Raw genomic sequence first — 18,919 nt, forward strand, 5'->3', positions numbered from 1 at the left:
AGGACAATGAACTGCCCAAATTGCAAGGAAGTTAGGCTGGTGATGTCAGAGCGACAAGGGATTGAAATTGACTACTGCCCCGAATGTCGTGGTGTATGGCTAGATCGTGGTGAACTTGACAAGCTTATCGAACGGGCGATTCCGGCCAATCCCATGCCCATCATTCAGGACTCGCCAAAGAAAAGTTATTACAGAAGAGACGACGACGACCGCGACCACGGCCATAAAAATGAGCATTACTATAAAAAGAAAAAATCCTTTCTTTCTGACATATTTGATTGAACTCAGCTGTTGACTAGGCTTGGCATTTAGTTGATTTTCAAGGGAGATATGGCCATTGAAAGTAGACAAAACCAAATCATACAAGAATTGAAGGAAGGAAATAAAAGATTTCTTGAAGGAAGATCACTCCAGACCTCAAAATCTTCGTTAAGAAAACTCAAAGAGTTTGCAATATCTGGCCAATCGCCAAAAGTGATCGTTTTGTGCTGCTCTGACTCTCGAGCCCCTGTGGAGATGATTTTCGATCAAGACATCGGAGATTTATTCGTCATCCGTGTGGCGGGCAATGTAGTGGCGCCATCCCTCATTGGAAGTGTGGAATTTGCGGCCAGCACATTTAAAACAAATCTAGTCTTGGTGATGGGACATACTCAATGTGGAGCAGTCACTGCAACACTCAAGCATATTGAAAGTTCCCTGGCGTCTTCTTCCGATAACATTCAGGATATTGTCAGTCGGATTCGACCTCACATATATCCTATTTCACAAATTTCGGGGATTTCACCTGAAGAAAAATTGAATCGCGCCATCGAGGCAAATGTGCGAGCTTCTGTCAGTCAACTATCGAATTCGAGCCGTTTGATCGAGGAACTTGTTTATAAAAATCAGCTCAAAATTTGGGGCGTTGTATTGAATCTTGCTTCGGGCCGGGTGGACTTTCTGAAGTGAGCGCCGAGACGGCAACCGAGCGATGGTCTTTACTCGGAGCCGTCGGAGACAATCCCCTTAGATCTAAGAAAAGCAGTGCACATCCTTAGGGCCAAAATGACCCATTTTAAGACTGGACTCAGCCGCCCACAATTACCGTCCGACAAATTAAGTGGGTATTTACGCATTGAACGAAACAGAAAGAACTAAGGACACTTAGCAAAATTCAGGAGACCATTTGTCCTCTTCAGGCGGATCGAAAAATTCTCATTCCCCAAAATCAAGTGCACATTTCGATGCTATCATTTCATCGCTTGTCACAGGCTTTGTCCTCCATGACAGCAGGGGCGGTATCATCGACTTCAATCCTGCAGCTCTTGAAATACTAGGCCTCACCTCGGATCAGTTACTGGGTCGAACTTCCATGGATCCCAGATGGAAATCCATTCGTCAGGATGGCTCCCCTTTCCCGGGAAACGAGCACCCCGCAATGCTGGCTCTAAAAACGGGCCAAAACCAAAAAAATGTCATTATGGGAATAGAACAGCCCAATTCTGCGAGACGATGGATAAAAATAAATGCGGTTCCGCTCTTCTCTCAAAGAAATTCATCGGAGCGGGGACCCGATCAAGTGATTTCGACATTCAATGACGTGACCGAGTTGGTAAACTTGAACCAAGCCCTTACCAAACTTAAAGAACGCCATGAAGTCGCTGTTCGATCCGTAACATTTTGCCTCTGGGAATGGGATTTAAAAACGGGAACTATCGTCTGGGATAAGAACATGTACGACCTCATGGAAATCGAGTGTGACAAGTTTTCTCCAGATTACGACACTTTTTTCAGATCGATTCTTCCGGAAGATTCTGAAAAAATAAAAAGTGTTATGTCACTCGCCTTCTCCAAAAAAGAACCAAATGTCCGATCGGTATTTAGAATTAGAACAAAAGCTGGAAGAATTAAGTATATCGAGTTCTACGCGGAGTGTTTTTATGACAACGAAGGAAAGATTGTACGGGTCCTAGGAAGTGATTGGGACGTCAGTAACTCTATCCAACAACAGCTCGAAAACGAAACCCAACGCACACGCCTCAAAGAGGCCTCAAAAATGGCCACATTGGGACAAATGGCGGGCGGAATCGCACATGAAATCAATAATCCATTGGCTATTATTCAAGGGCTATCCTCTCGGATTCATAAAATACTCACTCGAAATTCAATTGGTCCACTGGAACCAAAAGCCTCAGCAGAAGCCTTTAAGCACCTTGATACAATTATGTCTACTTGTGACAGAATTTCGCAAATCATTAAGGGTCTCAAGTCATTCTCGCGAAACGCAGACCGGGACCCTTTCGCGTTGACACCCTTAAAAGATACACTGAACGAAACCATTGAGCTCTGCAGAGAGAGATTTCATCTCTCCGGGATTGTCTTCAAAATTGCAACCATTCCAGATGTCAACATAAGCACACGCTCGTGCCAGATTTCTCAGGTCCTCTTGAACTTACTGAGTAACTCATACGACGCGACAAAAGATCAGAAGGAAAAGTGGATCGAATTGGGCATTTTGCGAGTCAACGAGTATCTGATTGATCTCAGCATCACTGACAGTGGTCATGGGATTCCAAAGGAAATTGCAGAAAAAATAATGAGCCCATTCTTTACCACCAAGCCAGTCGGAAAAGGTACGGGACTTGGCCTAAGCATTTCAAAAGAGATTATTGAAGGCCACTCTGGAACCCTCTCTCTTGATGATTCGTCACCTCACACGAGATTCGTGATTCGTCTTCCACTTGCCTCCGAATCACAAAAGATATCGGCATAATATGAGCCGACATCAATCGGCCTTCTCTTCTTCTTTCAGGTCAAATCACAATAATGCAGATCTCCCTTGCATTTTATTAGATATTTTTTGAATATAGTCGTTCCCTTTTCAAGGAGTCTCATTTTGAATAATTACTATAAGCTCTCCTTATCTCTATTTATTCTTCTTTCTTTTCTTTCTTCAGGGGCGACAGGTAATCGGCCCATAAAAGTTGGATCTTCTCCAGTTGTCAGCAGTGTCGGGATCTATATCGCTATGGATAAAGGATATTTTAAAGATGAAGGACTCGATGTAAATGTCACTGACTTTAAAAACTCCGGAGCCCCCATGACTCTTCTACTCGCCAAGGGAGAGTTAGATGTCGGAGCGGGAAATCTGACTTCTGGCCTCTTTAATGCGATGACAGAGGGACAACAGTTCAAGCTCGTCGCTGATAAAGGTCATTTGGCATTAGACCGCGACTACATAGGTCTCCTCGTTCGTGAAGATCATCTTGCCAATGGACGATATAAGAATTTCGGAGATCTAAAGGGATTCAAGATGGGTCTTACTGCTTTGGACGGAGTATCCCAACAAATAATCGCCGAAAGATTTCTTGCAAAAGCAGGCCTTACGGCCAAAGACGTAACTTTCGTTAAGCTTTCCTATGCCGAAATGAATGTTGCGCTCAGAACAAAACAAATCGACGCTTGCATTCAATTAGAACCATTCCTGACTCAAGCAGAAAAAGATGGCATCGGAAAAAGAGTGGTGGGCGGGGTGGAAGTGCACCCTCGTCAACAAAGTGCAGCTATTTTCTTTTCTCCCAATTTTATTTCTGAACGCCCTGCTGATGGAATTAAATTTATGAAGGCATATTTGCGAGGGGTTCGACTTTACAACAAGTCAATTGAAAACAAGTCTTTTGATAAGGATCTCCTTGTATCCCTGAAAAAACACATTCCGGTCGGTCAAGATACCTTATGGACTGAAATGCGACCCGTCGGATTAAATAACAATGGTCTTCTCGACTTAACCTCACTTCAACAGGATTTGGAATGGTATCGGAATAGGAAATACTTAACTAAGCCTCTCAAAGTCGAGGAAGTTGTAGAATTAGAATTTGCAAATCAAGCGACCACACTTTTAGACAATGCCACCAATTGATAATTTGTCGCCGCCTAGAAATGAGTTGATTGTATTTAAGGATGTTCACTTCTCCTTTGGAACCCGAGAAATTTTTAGGTCGCTCGACTTTGAATTGAGGCCTAAAGAGATAGTCGTGCTCATCGGTGGAAGTGGCTCTGGAAAAACGACCTTTCTTCGATTGGCGGCCGGCCTACTTAAGCCAGATTTGGGACAGATTCAGCTTTCTTCCCAAGTGCAAGAATGGGGGTACGTTAGCCAAAATTCAGGACTTGTTCCTTGGCTTGATGTCATGCAAAATCTTCGGGTTTTTCTAAAGAACACCAGTGAGACTTTTGAAAAATGTAAGGAATTGCTAAATCGTTTTGGATTGAGTTCCTACGAGGCTCTTTATCCCCGTGATCTCTCGGGGGGAATGAAACAAAAAGTTTCACTGATTCGAGCTTTTGCATCAAATCCTGAGATTGTTCTGATGGATGAGCCTTTTTCTCACCTCGACATGGCACTAAAAAGCGAGCTCTATCTTTTTGCACGCGAACTCTGGCAAACGACGGGGGCTGCCGTGATACTGGTGACCCACGACATAGATGAGGCCCTTCTTTTAGCCCATCGAATTCTTATTTGCTCAGCCCAAGACAAAAATCTTGCCGCGAGTCCTTCACCTCCCATTTTAGCTGATTCAATTGTTGAGTTACGTGCCAATCCTTCTTACATAGGCGAGTATTCTGCTCTTTTTAAGGTTTTAATTGATGAATATAACAAACAGAATTGGAATAGGCTTCATTAGTCTGTTCTCAGTGGCATTCATTTGGGAGATCCTTGCGCGACAAAACTTTGTCGACTCCAGTATCTTTCCCCCTCCCACGAGAATACTTTGGCGTCTTTGTGAACTTCTGTTTCAGGACCCTGATTTTTCGGTTCATCTCATCTCGAGTTCGCGGCGCTTTTTGATTGGTGGACTTCTTGGAGCTACTTCAGCCGTGATTTTAGCCTACCTGGTTAAGTCAAAAGACTTCTTTCAAAAATTCATTGATCCATGGATAGCTGTTCTCTATCCTCTTCCAAAAGTGGCTTTGGTCCCATTCTTTCTTCTCATTTTTGGCCTAGGGGACCTATCCAAAATTGCAATGATTGCCATGGGCGTATTTTTTCTGGTTTACATTAATATTTACGCAGGATTTTTGCGACTGAATCAATCGGCCTTACTCGATTTATTTCGCATCTATCATGTAAGTCCCTTTAAGACCCAATATGAATTCTATGGAAAAGGCGTTGTTCCTGATTTGTTGATCGGCCTTAAAACGGGGGCGGGTTACGGCCTTACCCTCATGGTTGTATCTGAATATACTGGCGGCCAAAATGGAATAGGCTACTTTATTTGGCGATCTTGGGATCTCTTCAAAATATTAGACCTTTACAGTGGAGTTATTTTCATAGGTGTCGCGGGTCTTCTGATCAATTCACTATTTGACTACGCAATCAATAAGATAAGTCGCCAATATGCTCTCTGAACCCTTCTCATGGAGGCCTCTCCCTCTGTTTGATTGGCTCTGTTCGATCGGTTCTATTTGAACGCTCGGCCTATTTATGGTAGATCACATCAACTCTAGGATTCTCGCTGGTTCCCCAGCCAAATCTTTCTAATAAACCAAGCCGCCTTCTCTACCCAAGACAATCTCGCCGCCAAGAAACTTTTGCACACCTCAGCCATCTGCTCATAGGACACTCCTTTGGATTCCTCTCCAAACTTTACGTCCGTCAGATGAATGAGGATCAGCTCGCTGGAGGGAAACAAAATGAGATGCTGTCCTCCAAAGCCCCAGCTTGAAAAAACCGGCTCTTTAAAAAGATTTTGTCCAAAGTGTCTACCTCCTGGAGAGGTCCACCACAATAAACCGAATCCTCCAAGCCGTCCCAAATCAGAGTAGGTGCTTGTGCTCAGATGAATCCAAGGTTTGCTCAAAAGGTTTTTTCCGTTCACTGGGCTACCGAGCATAACCCGCCCATATTCTGCTAATTCGACTGCCGATGTTCGCAAACCAAAACTTGAATAACGATGCTCCTTATCACTCAGAACAGAGTGCCGATCCCTTTTGGGAATTCCAAGGGGAAAAAGAAGTCTCTTGTCAATTGCACTTGCAATCGTCTCTCCCGAGATCTTCTCAAAAATATACCCCAGAACATCAAAGCCCCAGTCATTGTAGTGCCACTGTTCGCCCGGACGGTCACGCCCTCTCGGGGGCCGCCGGTTGATGTAGTATTGCATTTCTCTGACTGGCTCAATATAGACTCCAGATCGAGACTTTAAAAGATCGAAAATCGTAGCCTGAAGCTCTACTCTTGTCAGTGGAGCCTGGTCGTCATTGATTCCAAAATCGGCAAGAGAAGCATTCAGATCTATCAGATTGCTGTCCCAAAGAGTTCCAAATAGACCATTGAGAAAGGCTTTCTTTATCGAGTGAATATCAAATAATTCGTTGACTCGTCCATGAGAAATTAAAATACGGCCACGAATGTCCATAACTAAAAACGCGGCCGTATTGAGTTGGTCCAATTCCCTTAACAGAATCTCGACACGATTTTCGGATAAACCCAAGTCCTCATAGGTCGCCAAATCGGCTCGGGCTGAAAAGCCAATTCCAATCAGAAACAACAATAGAAACAGCATTGCAATGAATTTCAATCAACTCCCCAAGATTTCGCCCGCCTCAAAAAGTGGATCGCGCTTTACTGGGCAGCACTTCAACCATAGAATTCCAGTGTAATCAGCTTCCAAATGAGAGTGAAGGAAATTTGTCATGAACCAAATATTTAGCTTCCTTAATTTTTATCGCCGCTTCTTGTGCTTCATCTCTGTTACGCTCCTGATTTATTTTTGCTTTAGCTACCTTTTTCGACTCCATTTTCACCATGCATCAACTCACAAGCTTATCTACAACCAAAATCAAATTGAAAACAAATCACTTCCGTTCTACGAGAACCTCATTCTCGGAGACTCCACTGCTACTTTTTCTCTTTTCCCTAGGATCGTTCCGAATAGTCTCAACCTCTCTCAATTGGCCGGAGGAACAACAGAGGCCTTCATCCTACTCCGTAGGTATTTGAATCGCCACATCAAGCCAAAGAGAATTCTCATGAGTTTTTCCTTTAACGAGGGGTTTCGAACCTCGCACTTTTGGACGACATACGTCAGAAGCGGATTCTATTCATTGCCCGAGCTTTTTCAGGTTCTGAATGAATCCAGGAGATTTAATAGCTTTCCGGGCAGCCAGATTTCGCCCTTGCTCGCATTTCTTAAATTCTTCCAACATCACCTTTACCTTGACCAGACCTGGATAGCCAGCATCAGGTCCACCTTCTTCAGAGCAAAAAGACCCTCAGATGAAGATTCGTACGAGATAAATCGCGCCACTGAGGGACTCTTGGAGACCAGTGGAGGATCTCTCGGTGTTCAATACTTCAATTCGCCCGATATGAATGAATATAGCTATTTGCAAAGAGATTTTTCTCCCAGCCAGGACTACCTCCATTCTCTTGAAAAAATTCTGGATCTCTGTAAGGAACTGAAGATTGTGGCGCACCTTTCAATGTCCCCCTATTTGGATACCTTCAAAGCACCAATTGAATACCCATTTTTTTATGGATTGAACCGCTATCTGGAATCCATCAAAAATAGATACCCCCAACACCTTGTCTCATCAGAAATTAGATTTTTTCCCAATTCAAAAATGGCAGGTGGACACCACACAAACAACACAGGCGGAACGGAACTTTCACAGGCTATCGCAAGTGAAATATACCCGAAGACACCCCATGACCCGCCAGCCTTTTAGAGCTAAAAGGACAAATAGATGAACTCATATGAATTTGACCGACCCAAAGAGGCAATGAGCACAATAAGGCATGCTAACCGAAGATAATCTAGCATTGGCCATTCCTTTGCGCTTTCCCAATAAACTTCAACAAATAAAAGAAAAATCAGGGAAAAGAAACCAATTCCAAATTCGGTCGTCTGCAATCCCTCCAACCGCCAAAAACTGGAAAAAACTTCGCTCTCCCAGCTAAATAGTCTCAAGAAGTGAGACCAAAAATTTCCAGGAGAATGGCTCATAAAAAACAACGTACTAAAAGAAAGGCAGGCCAGCACATAAGCCCGTTTTAGCAAGACAGGTATCTTCTCCTTAAATCTGTGAAACCTGCGAGATTCGCTATCTAGAATTGTTAGACCCGTCCAGTAAAACGCCCACACAACATAGCTCCAGCTCAAGCTGTGCCAGATTCCAGTAATTAAAAATGAGATCAGCATAGCTGGATAAATTCGCTTGCCCTTTAAGACAAGCGGATAAAATATGAAATCCTTGATCCATGCGAGTAGGGACATATGCCAGCGACGCCAGGCCTCAGGAACTGAGGTCGCTAAGTACGGACGATCAAAATTAGGAGACAACCTAAATCCCAATAGTCGAGCTGATCCCTCGGCAATATTGGTATATCCCGAAAAATCGCAATACAGTTGAAAGAACGACAAAAGCAGGTAAAGCATCAAGCTCAGCCCGGCCAGTTTCTCCTCTCCTGGAGCTCCAAGCTTAATAAAGTCAAGAAACCGATCTGCCACGACAATCTTCTTAAATAGCCCAAGAAAAATCAGAGACAAGCCAATTCGAAAATCCTGTGAGGTTACTTGACCTTCAGTACGTATCTGACTTGCCATTTCACGAAATCGTTCAATCGGTCCAATCGTGACTTGAGCAAAAAAAGAGTTAAAAAAAAGGTACTCAGAAAACTTAAAAGGCTTCGCGATCAACCCGCGCTGGGATTCAATCAGGTAGGCCACCATTTGAAATACATAATAGGAAAGACCAACAGGTATGAGATTATCTCGAAGGACATCCACCCCGTAAGAACCAGCGACGGAGTTCATCAAACGCCACTTGTAAAAAATGAGTGCTCCAAAATTTCCAATGATAGCACCAGAAAAAATAAAAGCAGATCGATTTTGGCGATACCACCAAACCGCACAAGCGTTCATCATAAAAAGTGCGAAAAATACAATGAGAGTCAAACTGCCCCAAGAGCCCAAATAGATGAGGCTAGAAACAGTGATGATTATTTTCTTATGTCTCGAAAAAATGGAGCTTAATAATATTACGATCGATAAGAACAAAAAGTAATCAAGCGATGCGAAACTCATATAAAAACTTCACCCGGCTTTTTGCCGCACAAAAACTCAGTGGGACTAAACGATTTGCCGTAAGCTCCACTATTACAAACAAAAATATAGTCCCCCACTTCCAAACATGGCAACATGATGTCTTCCACCAAAACATCGGCCGAGTAGCAAGAGGGGCCTACCAAAGTCACCAGTTCCTCTGGCCGGTCATCGGGATGACCCAGAACGCGAAAAACATGTCTCTTCTTTATGATTTGATCAAAACCGACCAAACCCATATTTTGGGAAAATCCCCCATCCAAAATGGCCACACTTCTCTGGCCTATTTTTTTCTTTCGCAGCACCTTCATGACGAAAATCCCTGCAGGCGCCGAAATGTATCGACCCAACTCAAAGATAAAATTAGCCTGTTTAAGATATTCGTTCTTCTTTCTCTGCGAAAGATCTCGGGCAAGAAGTCTACAAAATCCAGGCAAGTCAAATTCGCTTTGTCCGGGAAAAACAGCTAACCCAAAACCACCCCCAAGATTCACCAATTGGGGAGAAAATCTAAACTCGACAGCGAGCCTTTCGACGAAATCAAGAAAGATCGCCAGATTTGATATCACTAAACTGTGATTCAAATAATTTGAACCCGCATGGTAATGAAAACCGAGCAGATTAACGAATGGCGCGGCGAGATAGTACCGAAATTCGCGTTCTACTTCATGCTCAGTTATTCCAAATTGAGAAAAATGCTCCTTCACCTTTCGGCCTGAGGCCAGATACGCCATGGACATATGCAATCGAATCATCACGTTGATTTTGAGATTGAGTGATCTACCCAATTTGGATACGTCATGAAGCTCTTCAGTTGACTCAACCACAACATGGGTGTGTGGGAAATCCTTCAAAACAGTCGCGATGTCTGCCTTTGTCTTTGCTGGCCCAACATAGCTCAAGTAGTTTGGAGATTTCTCAATCTCCAAGATGCGAGCGGCCTCTCCGGGTGTACTGATATCAAAGCCATCAACGAGATTTTTAAGATGGCCTAGAATATCGGAGTTCGGGTTGGCCTTCAGAGAGTATAGAATTTTTGTCTCCAGAGGTAAGTTTTCTCTTAATCTGTGTATCTGATCATTGAGTTTATCCCTCGAGTAAATGTAGCAAGGGGTGAGGAGCTTTGATAAATTTTCGTTTAAGTAAACTTCAATGCTATCCATTTTGGTCCACCATGGAGATCAGCTTTACCGTATCAATTTTATGAGATCGTGTTTCAGGCCAATCTTTAATTTGAATGATTTGATCAGGAATAAAAGGCTTACGAATAATGCTTGAAATATCTCCCTGCAAACTCTTCACAGAAGAAGTACCCCTCATTTCTACAAAGGCAAGAATTCTCCCCTTCGTTCCCCATCGATTTTCTCCCTCATCTGTCAGAACAACCACTCTTTCAATGGATTCGATTTTACCAAGGTCTCGTTCGATTTGTTCGAGATGAATTCTCTGTACAAATCTTTTGATCATCCTATCTTTTCGACCCAGAAATAAATATCCCTCGCTGGAAGTCCCGCGAAAATAATCTCCCGTTTGATGGCCACCTTGAAAATTTTCCGCATCCAAGCTTGCCTCTTTGCTCAATCCCTTTCCAAAATGAACCAAATTTCCCTCATTCGTTTTCCCTCCTATCTTCTTCGCTTTGTTTTCTTCATCTTCGATGAGTTGGACTTGCACTCCTGGAACGGGAAACCCAAGGTCATTAGGACATTCAAAATTCGGATTTGGATTGTAGAGCGTTCGCCCGGTTTCGGATTTTCCATATGTGCGAATGATCTGCTCAGGGAGGAAACATTCAGAAATCCGCTTGTGATTGAGTGACGAGAGCAGACCTCCTGAAATAGAGACCCAACGAGGAGTTTTTCCAGACAAACTATTTTTGGGAACAGTCTGGAGAATTCTCTCCCAAAAAAATGGAGTCGCCACAATGCCGGCAGGACGAATTTCTTTGATGGCAAGTAATATTTCACCACTGAAGGCTGCCGGAACTATATGCAAGCTCGCTCCTTGCATAAGAGTTGAAAAAATTTGAGTGAGTCCCAGCTCATGGGAAAATCCCAAGACGTTGAAGTTTACATCTCCCCTTCGAATACCGAATATCTTGGATTCAATCAGCGCACGGTCAAATACGGTGTTGAGAGGCAAAGTGACTAATTTATAATCTCCCGTACTTCCTGAGGTGAGGACAATGAGAGACCCCACTTCCTCTCCCATGGTAGGTTGCTGGAGATTCTTCCTCATTTTAGGCTCAGGAATGATAATTCCATTGGTCTCCTGATCCAGCCGAATAACTCCATTAAACTTATCCTCTAATGCAGCCACCCCTTTGACGACAAAGGATTGAGGGTCAATGACGAGAAAATTGAGACCATATGTCAGGCCAGCCAAGAGAAAAAGTGGAACGCGATCATCCGGGTATCCCACTAAGATAGCAGAATCCCCCATTTTCCAATTTCTTTCTCTAAATAGATTGTGAATTCTCTGAGTAAATAAAAAGGAATCTCTATAAGTCATCACTTTTTGTTTAAATACCAAAAACGCAGATCCGAAATTTCCTGCGTCACTCAGATGAGAGTGCACCCAATTATCCACTTTTGAAAACCTCATGTCTCTTGGAGAATTTCTCTCTTCTTCTGAATCCAGTTAGCAATTCTATTTAAATTTAGAAAGTTATCTTCAACTAAATCTGCCACTTCAATTGGAACTTGAAATTTCTTTTCAATATAAATGATGAGATTCATCATCCCTAGCGAATCAAGTGCACCACTGCGAACAAGATTGAATTCGTCAGAAAAATCAGTTGGCAAAATGGCTCTGTACATTTCATCGCCCAGGAGCTTCATTCGTATGTCCTCTTTAATATCCCACGTCATCAAACCCTATCCCTCTCGTTAAGGTAATTGAACTCTCCTAATTGGACTTATTTTTTTCGATAGCGAAATAAAAGTCACGCAAACTCGATGACTTGATAATAAGACCTGCATCCAGCTTCAAGGCAAATTCCTTTTGTAACTGAATTGCAAGTTCGATAACCTTGAGCGAATCCCACTGGGGAACTTTGTCTTTAAATATGTTTTCGTCACTGTCCAGGTATTTTGTGCCCATAACTCGGTTGAAGATCTCTATTGTCCTCTTCCAGCTATCCATTTCCGTCAAGCTTTCCAAATTCTTGTGCCACTTTCCTTCGATCAGTTTTACCTCGACTAGTTTTTGCAATATTTTGACAAAAATAGTAGATCTTTGGACACTTCGAAAATTCAATTCGGGAAGAAATCCAGGCATGCAGCTCGTTGGAACTGAGATCTGTCGTAATTGCCGCATAGACCTCTTCACCAACGGTTTCGTTCTGCTTTGAAAAGACACATACGTCATTTACCCGAGGATGTGACAAAAGCAGCCCCTCAAGACCCTCAATGCTGATCTTCACTCCAGCCCGATTGATAACATTCTTCACTCGCCCTCGAACCCTTAGTCTCCCATCGCCATCCAGAGCACCTATGTCACCCGTATTCAACCAATCCTCCCCGCTGTAAAATTCCCAGGTTTCATTGATCCTACAAGCGTCCATTATACCTTGAGAACGAAGGCTCACTTCCCCCCCATGACCAATCCTTATATCGCATCCCCATCCAGAACCCACCCCTCCAACTTTTCTGCCTACTCCCTGATGCTCACCACTGACCCAACTCCCCATCTCAGTCAATCCATAGACATTGTAAATTTCGGCATTTCCAAATCGCTGTGTGAGCCCATGACAAAGAGAGTCAAAAAGAGGTTCGGAAGCCGAATGAACCCTCAGAACCGACTCTCCCAAATTCAATGCCTCATTTGAAATAAGAAGAGTGCGCCAAATCGAGGAAGTGCCCGTCACAAAGCTAATTTGATATTTTTGAATGACTTCTTTTAAAGCTTCAGGAACCAGAATGTCTTGCAAGGGGTACAAAATGACGTGACAACCCGCAAGCAGCGGCATGAGGCAATTGGCGATGAGGCCATGACCAAATTGAAGCGGCATAAAACAAAGCGAAACAGTTAAGTCACGAGGAGGAATAAATCGATGAAGACTCTCAATTCTATGATTTAGACGACCCAGAGAATAGTAGCATGGCACGCCTAAGGAATGGGTCCCTGAAGTGAAAAGAATAAGACCTGGCCCCTCAATTTTCTTCAGAGAGAGATGACTAATTTCAGTGAGTTCTCTCGTGTGCCTTTGAATAGAATGCTGGTTCCAGTGAAAATCAATTTCTGCCCTCTGTTGCAGGTACTCCCTTTCAAAATCCTTGAGATTTTGAGAGCAGGAAACAACGACTGAGCTGTTTCTCCAAAGAGCAAATACCTTTGCAAGATTCGCAATCGAGCCGTCCATTTCAACTGACACGCGATCGTGAGCACCAACCCCCGCTTTCCTGACAACCTCCAATTCCTGTTCAACAACGGCTCTAAATTCGCTTGCTTTCAGCTTTTGATTTGAAAAGCCCTCAGTCAACTCACCAACCTGATTGAGCCACCTGTTCACCACTTGTATTACTCCCTCCCCTCGTGAATAATTCGATCCTAAGCCTTTAAACTGTGGTGGTAAACTGTGCAGGAAGTCAATCTTTCCATTTTCTCAAATGGATTTCTACTTCTTTTACTTGCATTGGTCGGGCACCTTCTATTGAAGTGGCTACCTCGCATTAGAAAGGAGATTTCCTTAGTTGGAATCTCTCTCGTTTTTTATTTATTCGTATCGGCACAGACCATTTGGATTCCGATTTACTGCACAACAGTTTGCTATTTTTCCACAATCCATTTTCAGAAAAATGGACGATTCCTGAAGAGATGGCTTTTCTGTTCAGTGGTTCTTCTCCTTATTCCGTTGGGGACTTACAAATACCTTCCCACTCTGCTGTCAAAGACATGGGCAACGCCCTTTGAGGCAATTGGCCTGCCTCTGGGAATATCCTTTTTCACCTTTCAAGCCGTCAGCTATCTGGTGGACCTTTCTCGCCTCTCTGTTTCTGCGCAACCTCATTGGATGAATCTATTCCTCTATCTATTGTATTTTCCTAAAATGCTTGCAGGACCAATTGAAAGGGCTGGGAGCTTTTTTGAGCAACTCAATCGCCGTTCATCTATCAGCTACGATCAGTCGCGAAGTGGAATTTGGCTCCTCAGCCTCGGCTTTTTTAAGAAATGCGCATTGGCCGATCCTCTTTTTCCCTTGGTCGACACGATATTCCGGAATCCTCAAAACATGAGTTTTGGAACTATTTTTATGTGCCTTGTGCTCGCTCGTTATCAGATTTTCTTCGATTTTTCCGGATACACGGATATCGCACGAGGAATCTCGAGGCTTTTGGGCATTGAGTTGATGTCCAACTTTGATGCTCCTTTTCAAGCGACCAATATCTCCAGCTATTGGCGTCGATGGCATATTTCTCTGTCCAGTTGGATTCGTGACTATGTCTTCGTGCCTCTCGCGCTTTACTGTAGGCAAAAGTGGCAGATTTGGCTCATCGTCGTCCTTAGTTTTATCGTCCTGGGCCTGTGGCACGGACCAAGCTCAAATTTTATAATCTATGGATTGATCCAGGGCCTTTTGATTGCCGCCTTCGAGTTAATTCGGCCACTTCTCGACGGGTTTAAAAGCAAATTTACATTTCCCTTTTCGAAAGCCGCTTACTCAGTGATCGGGTGGGGAATTACATTCCTCTTTTTCGTTTGCCCGCCCGTCGTTTTCTTCTGGCTCAGAGATCTCGTGATGATTAAGGACGTGTACGCACAAATGTGGACAAGCTTGATCTCAAACAAATTAACTAGCTCAACTAATCTCGCGTTGCATCAGGATTTTTATAAGTTTTTTATTTTTATTATCTTTGTCGAAGCCATGCAGTTTCTTCACCGACGACATCCGATAGACGCTTGGTTAAAATCACAGCCAAGTCTTATTCGCTGGGGAATCTACTGGCTTGGCCTTATCTTATTCTTCCTTTTTGTTGACCTCGGAAGTCCAATGACATTTTCATATTCGCACTTCTAAATGCAGGAATCCGAACGGGGCCCCGGCCGATATTCCCAGAAATATTCTCTAGTGCCCTTTCCATATATTCTATCACTAGCTCATTGATTCTCTTGGCAATCAGGCGATGACCTGCATCGACGTAGTGATTTGGGTCAGAATAGACCTGCTCGTGGTGAGGATTAAATATGCAGGTAAAATCATGAAAGTTTTCCTTTTTTGAATCCTTAATCTCATCCCTTAAAATAGAAAATATCTTTTGAGAACCAGAGATATAGTCGTTCCAACTTATCTTCCAGACCTCCCGCTCGAAAAATGACTTCATAGAGGCTTCACTTTCAAGAAGAACTTCCCCAGAACAAATATCCATCTGAGGATTTAGTACCCATAAAAAGTCAGCACCCACAGATCGAGAAATAGCCTCCATCTGCTTAATTTTCGAAATAAAGAGAGGGCCATAAGGCATTTTTGGATAGTTACTTTGTCGGTATCCGTAAACGGATTGGTGAGATCCCTTGACAAGGTGGCTCAACAAGACTGACGTGTAAGGAAGTATATTCAAGGGCATAAATATACTGTCAATTTTCGAAGCCTCCAAAAGAAGCTTTTGGGAGAAATGAGTCGAGAAATCAATCGAATTGCCGAAAAAATTCAGCTGACTCTTTGTCGGCCCGTTAAATGAAATAATCAAATGCGGATTCCAGTAACTTGTTTCCGCTGAAAGCCTTAATACCTCTTGCGCAACATTATGGGAAAAAACCGTGGTGTTAAAAACATAGACTCGAGAGATTCCCTTCCGTTTGAGCAATTCAAGATTATCGTTGAGTAGACGGTGAAGCTGCGAAGGCCAGGTATTTTCGTTGTTAGATGCACCCCAAATCGATGTTGAGGATCCTGAAATAACAATTCTGAAAATTGATGGATCTGAGACTATCTTGGACAAGTCGTAATCTTGGTCTTCGATCTTCGACGTGTGAGCAATCAAACCATATTTGTCGGTACGAAATCCGTTTGGAGAATAAATCGCTTTTCCATTTTCATCTGGAATGATCGCGAAAACCTCGGCGTTTGACTTGAAGCGAATACCCAAGATAGGGTCTATGACAAAATAGTCCATTCTCTTTCTATTTAGATCTGAATTTCTAAGCAACGAGTAATGGTTGTTCTCTGTGAAATCCACGAAGGGTGTGCGATGAGTAGCTGCAGGCGTTTTTTGTCGACCCGTTGGAGACAAATAGAACCAAACGGCAGACCCCAATTCAAGGAAAACAAGAACCACGAAAACAGCAGCCAGAAAATTGATAATGACTCTGAATAATTTCATCCCTAGAATTTAACATGCTTTTTGTCAGCAGCCAGTTTTTAATTTTTCTCACAGTTGTAATGATTTTATTTATTCTTATCCCGTGGACGAAGGGACGGCGACTTTTGCTGCTCGCAGCCAGCTATTATTTTTATGGATGCTGGGGATTACGATTTATTGTCTTTCTAGCTGTTATCACTCTTGTTTCTTATGTGACGGGCCATCTCGCTCTTCGCAAGGAAGCCTCGAGGCAGAAGTCTCTCATCAAGGCCGTAGGGATTGGCATTATTGTTCTAGTCGTGTTCTCCTGTAAAATCCCATCTTCCATAATTGACGCCGCGTTTGAGTTTGTCAGTCGCTCCCATGATTCAAATAGAATCTCTCTCCTCTTTCTGCTTCCGGCAGGGCTCTCCTTCTATTCTTTTCAAGCGATCTCCTATATTGTTGATCTCGAGAAAAAGGTGCCCAAGGATCATAGCTTTCTCGATTATGCTCTTTATCTCAGTTTTTTTCCTCAGATTCTTGCTGGTCCCATTGAAAAGCCTGACAATATGATCACTCAGTTGATCGGCCCACTGCGGTTTTCGAGGAATAATTTCTGTGCTGGCCTCGAAATCATTCTTCTCGGTCTATTTAAAAAAGTGGCAATTGCAGATCAACTTTTGTTTCTCACTGAGCCGCGCTTGGTTTCCTATTCGAGTCTATCCCTGCTTGAAACCTGGGAGTTGATGATTGCGTTTGCTCTCCAAATATATTTTGATTTTTCTGGATACACCAACATTGCAAAAGGTGTGGCACTGATGTTTGGCATTCGTTTATCAAATAATTATTATGCCCCATACATGGCAAGAAATATCTCCATCTATTGGCAAAGACGACACATGACACTTTCTCGCTGGTTCCGCGATTACCTGTACTTCCCCTTAGGGGGCAATCGCAAAGGACCCATTCGCCAAGTGGGAAATATTTACTTTATCATGCTGCTTTCTGGGATATGGCACGGATTCCAAATGGGGTATGTCGCTTGGGGTTTGCTTCATGCCACGGGCATATCTCTAAATAAAATTTATACCAGATTCAAACCCACCTTGATGAAATTCCCGATTTCAGCCGCTCCGAGGGCCGCCGCATTTAGACTATTGGGTTTTCTTGGTCCACAAATTCTTACATTTCTCGTCGTTGTCTCATTTTTTTCCTTTTTTTCTGCAGACAAATTCACAACCGGATGGACGATATTTGGAGATTTATTTTGGAACCATCGTTTGGGTGATTCTCGTCATCTTTTCACTATTTTCGGTCTCATGTTTGTCCTCTACTCAATGGACCTCCCTGTGTTACTCAAAAAAGATGAATGTTTTACCCAATATCTTTCAATCCCCTCTCGCATCGCAGTGAATGGCTTTATGCTCATAGCAAGCGTGTCCTCTCTGGGCTTGGGAGCCCCTCCCGGTCGATTTATGTATTTTGATTTCTGACCACCATCACAAATGAGGAAAATATGGAGAATAACTTGAAACAGATCATTTACCCAATTTTGGCTCTCGCTTTCTCACTTGCTATTGCGCTGGTCGGCGCAGAAATTTTTGTTAGATTAATTTCCCAATATCATCGCGTGTATTCAATCGAAATGTTGCGTTATTCAAACCAATTGAAGGTACCCAGTTCAATACCTGGCTTGTCCCACGTGCATAAAAGGGACCAATTGGCTGAACTGATGGGGGTTTCAATAAAGACAAATGATCTTGGAGCAAGGTCAGAGTCAATGAGTACACTTAATAACAGTCGTCTTCTCGCATTTTATGGAGGTTCTATTACCCTGGGATGGGGGGTTTCTTCGGATAGGACATTTTCTTCTGTGGTCGTGTCTAAGTTAAATGATTCTCTGGGAACCCATTTCAAACCAATTAACTTTGGGGTCGGAAATTACAATTTGGAGTCTTCGTTGAGGCTCTTATTAGAAAGCTCAAAGCAGTATGACGGAGAACATTTTTTTGTTTGTGTCTATCCCGATGATTTTGCAACGAAGAATCAAGGCGGAAATTCCTATTTTTTTCGCCATTCCTATTTGGGAAACTTCTTGTTTTATCGCTTTCATCAGATCTTAAATCCTCTTCTACAAGACTCAGAGAAGAGCCAGGAGCCCTCTCATGAGGCGGCGGTGAGCAAGGTTCTCCATGGACTCATTTTTCAAACACACGATTACCTTACCTCGAGAGGTGCAAGCTTAAGCTTTGTCTTTTTGCCAAGTTTACTTCTGGGAGGAGAAAAAAATGTGGAGGGGAAAATATTGGCAGAATTCTCTCAACTGTCTAAGGAATTGAATTTCTCAATTCTTGATATTCGAGGGGCTTTCGCCAACACTAACGATAAAAAGAGCCTCTGGGTGGCTCAGGACGACCCACACCCAAATGAGTTGGGCCACCGTCTCATCGCTAATGCCATTTTTGATATGCTCATTCAAGAAAAAAATCGTGACCAACAGACAAGCAAAATTGAGAAAGAGTCCCATCGGTTGTCGAATTGATGGGA

Annotated in this window: 18 protein-coding genes; 10 read left to right on the forward strand and 8 right to left on the reverse strand. The window is 43.1% G+C overall.

Annotated features, from left to right (window positions below):
* Window positions 1-6 precede the first annotated feature (6 nt).
* The 6 genes from IPL83_13665 to IPL83_13690 all read left to right on the forward strand — a co-directional run bounded on the left by IPL83_13665 (window position 7) and on the right by IPL83_13690 (window position 5,391).
* Complete coding sequence (locus tag IPL83_13665; GenBank protein MBK9040188.1) at window positions 7-282, forward strand: zf-TFIIB domain-containing protein; 276 nt, start codon at window positions 7-9, stop codon at window positions 280-282.
* Between the two features lie 48 nt (window positions 283-330).
* Window positions 331-951 carry a carbonic anhydrase gene (locus tag IPL83_13670; protein ID MBK9040189.1) on the forward strand — a complete coding sequence of 207 codons (621 nt, stop codon included), beginning with the start codon at window positions 331-333 and terminating at the stop codon, window positions 949-951.
* 217 nt (window positions 952-1,168) lie between these two features.
* Window positions 1,169-2,755, forward strand: a complete 1,587-nt coding sequence (locus IPL83_13675) for a PAS domain S-box protein (protein ID MBK9040190.1) — start codon at window positions 1,169-1,171, stop codon at window positions 2,753-2,755.
* Between the two features lie 123 nt (window positions 2,756-2,878).
* Window positions 2,879-3,901: an ABC transporter substrate-binding protein gene (locus tag IPL83_13680; protein ID MBK9040191.1), complete on the forward strand. Its 1,023-nt coding sequence runs from the start codon at window positions 2,879-2,881 to the stop codon at window positions 3,899-3,901.
* A 115-nt stretch (window positions 3,902-4,016) separates the two neighbouring features.
* Window positions 4,017-4,667, forward strand: a complete 651-nt coding sequence (locus IPL83_13685) for an ATP-binding cassette domain-containing protein (GenBank protein MBK9040192.1) — start codon at window positions 4,017-4,019, stop codon at window positions 4,665-4,667.
* Window positions 4,630-5,391 (forward strand): ABC transporter permease, encoded by a 762-nt coding sequence (locus IPL83_13690; GenBank protein ID MBK9040193.1) that lies wholly within the window; start codon window positions 4,630-4,632, stop codon window positions 5,389-5,391. Before IPL83_13685 ends, IPL83_13690 begins: the two co-directional genes overlap by 38 nt.
* A gap of 95 nt (window positions 5,392-5,486) precedes the next feature.
* Here the strand turns inward: IPL83_13690 and IPL83_13695 are convergent, their stop codons facing one another.
* Window positions 5,487-6,563, reverse strand: a complete 1,077-nt coding sequence (locus IPL83_13695; protein ID MBK9040194.1) for a serine hydrolase — start codon at window positions 6,561-6,563, stop codon at window positions 5,487-5,489.
* A gap of 115 nt (window positions 6,564-6,678) precedes the next feature.
* Here IPL83_13695 and IPL83_13700 point away from each other — a divergent pair, with 115 nt between their 5' ends.
* Window positions 6,679-7,713: a hypothetical protein gene (locus IPL83_13700; protein ID MBK9040195.1), complete on the forward strand. Its 1,035-nt coding sequence runs from the start codon at window positions 6,679-6,681 to the stop codon at window positions 7,711-7,713.
* 2 nt (window positions 7,714-7,715) lie between these two features.
* Here IPL83_13700 and IPL83_13705 read toward each other — a convergent pair whose 3' ends face one another.
* From IPL83_13705 to IPL83_13730, 6 genes are read right to left on the reverse strand one after another with little or no spacing between them, the layout of a single operon-like run.
* Window positions 7,716-9,071 carry an MBOAT family protein gene (locus IPL83_13705; GenBank protein MBK9040196.1) on the reverse strand — a complete coding sequence of 452 codons (1,356 nt, stop codon included), beginning with the start codon at window positions 9,069-9,071 and terminating at the stop codon, window positions 7,716-7,718.
* Window positions 9,068-10,252, reverse strand: a complete 1,185-nt coding sequence (locus IPL83_13710) for a hypothetical protein (GenBank protein ID MBK9040197.1) — start codon at window positions 10,250-10,252, stop codon at window positions 9,068-9,070. Before IPL83_13710 ends, IPL83_13705 begins: the two co-directional genes overlap by 4 nt.
* Window positions 10,245-11,678, reverse strand: a complete 1,434-nt coding sequence (locus tag IPL83_13715; GenBank protein ID MBK9040198.1) for an AMP-binding protein — start codon at window positions 11,676-11,678, stop codon at window positions 10,245-10,247. Before IPL83_13715 ends, IPL83_13710 begins: the two co-directional genes overlap by 8 nt.
* A gap of 11 nt (window positions 11,679-11,689) precedes the next feature.
* Entirely contained in the window at window positions 11,690-11,959 is a 270-nt protein-coding gene (locus tag IPL83_13720) for an acyl carrier protein (GenBank protein MBK9040199.1), read from the reverse strand.
* A gap of 37 nt (window positions 11,960-11,996) precedes the next feature.
* Complete coding sequence (locus tag IPL83_13725) at window positions 11,997-12,233, reverse strand: acyl carrier protein (protein ID MBK9040200.1); 237 nt, start codon at window positions 12,231-12,233, stop codon at window positions 11,997-11,999.
* Window positions 12,226-13,605 (reverse strand): acyl--CoA ligase, encoded by a 1,380-nt coding sequence (locus IPL83_13730; GenBank protein ID MBK9040201.1) that lies wholly within the window; start codon window positions 13,603-13,605, stop codon window positions 12,226-12,228. The genes IPL83_13725 and IPL83_13730 overlap by 8 nt, the downstream gene beginning before the upstream one ends.
* Window positions 13,606-13,668: 63 nt before the next feature.
* Between IPL83_13730 and IPL83_13735 the strand changes: the two genes are divergently transcribed.
* Window positions 13,669-15,108 (forward strand): MBOAT family protein, encoded by a 1,440-nt coding sequence (locus IPL83_13735; protein MBK9040202.1) that lies wholly within the window; start codon window positions 13,669-13,671, stop codon window positions 15,106-15,108.
* Here the strand turns inward: IPL83_13735 and IPL83_13740 are convergent.
* Entirely contained in the window at window positions 15,044-16,411 is a 1,368-nt protein-coding gene (locus tag IPL83_13740; protein MBK9040203.1) for a hypothetical protein, read from the reverse strand. The two genes, IPL83_13735 and IPL83_13740, sit on opposite strands and share 65 nt — an antisense overlap.
* Window positions 16,412-16,425: 14 nt before the next feature.
* On the opposite strand from IPL83_13740, the gene IPL83_13745 reads away from it, so the two are divergent.
* A complete protein-coding gene (locus IPL83_13745) occupies window positions 16,426-17,865 on the forward strand; it encodes an MBOAT family protein (protein MBK9040204.1) in 1,440 nt (479 codons plus the stop codon).
* Between the two features lie 23 nt (window positions 17,866-17,888).
* Window positions 17,889-18,914 (forward strand): SGNH/GDSL hydrolase family protein, encoded by a 1,026-nt coding sequence (locus tag IPL83_13750; protein ID MBK9040205.1) that lies wholly within the window; start codon window positions 17,889-17,891, stop codon window positions 18,912-18,914.
* The last annotated feature ends 5 nt before the right edge of the window (window positions 18,915-18,919 follow it).

This window comes from Bdellovibrionales bacterium (genome assembly GCA_016716765.1).
GTDB lineage: Bacteria > Bdellovibrionota > Bdellovibrionia > Bdellovibrionales > UBA1609 > JADJVA01.

What these genes read in the sequence shown, in the direction of transcription:
- IPL83_13670 (MBK9040189.1), top strand. Translation starts at nt 331, where the DNA reads ATGGCCATTGAAAGTAGACAAAACCAAATCATACAAGAATTGAAGGAA.
- IPL83_13720 (MBK9040199.1), bottom strand. Translation starts at nt 11,959, where the DNA reads ATGACGTGGGATATTAAAGAGGACATACGAATGAAGCTCCTGGGCGAT.
- IPL83_13740 (MBK9040203.1), bottom strand. Translation starts at nt 16,411, where the DNA reads ATGAAATTATTCAGAGTCATTATCAATTTTCTGGCTGCTGTTTTCGTG.
- IPL83_13700 (MBK9040195.1), top strand. Translation starts at nt 6,679, where the DNA reads ATGAACCAAATATTTAGCTTCCTTAATTTTTATCGCCGCTTCTTGTGC.
- IPL83_13690 (MBK9040193.1), top strand. Translation starts at nt 4,630, where the DNA reads ATGAATATAACAAACAGAATTGGAATAGGCTTCATTAGTCTGTTCTCA.
- IPL83_13710 (MBK9040197.1), bottom strand. Translation starts at nt 10,252, where the DNA reads ATGGATAGCATTGAAGTTTACTTAAACGAAAATTTATCAAAGCTCCTC.
- IPL83_13745 (MBK9040204.1), top strand. Translation starts at nt 16,426, where the DNA reads ATGCTTTTTGTCAGCAGCCAGTTTTTAATTTTTCTCACAGTTGTAATG.
- IPL83_13665 (MBK9040188.1), top strand. Translation starts at nt 7, where the DNA reads ATGAACTGCCCAAATTGCAAGGAAGTTAGGCTGGTGATGTCAGAGCGA.
- IPL83_13705 (MBK9040196.1), bottom strand. Translation starts at nt 9,071, where the DNA reads ATGAGTTTCGCATCGCTTGATTACTTTTTGTTCTTATCGATCGTAATA.
- IPL83_13750 (MBK9040205.1), top strand. Translation starts at nt 17,889, where the DNA reads ATGGAGAATAACTTGAAACAGATCATTTACCCAATTTTGGCTCTCGCT.
- IPL83_13725 (MBK9040200.1), bottom strand. Translation starts at nt 12,233, where the DNA reads ATGGATAGCTGGAAGAGGACAATAGAGATCTTCAACCGAGTTATGGGC.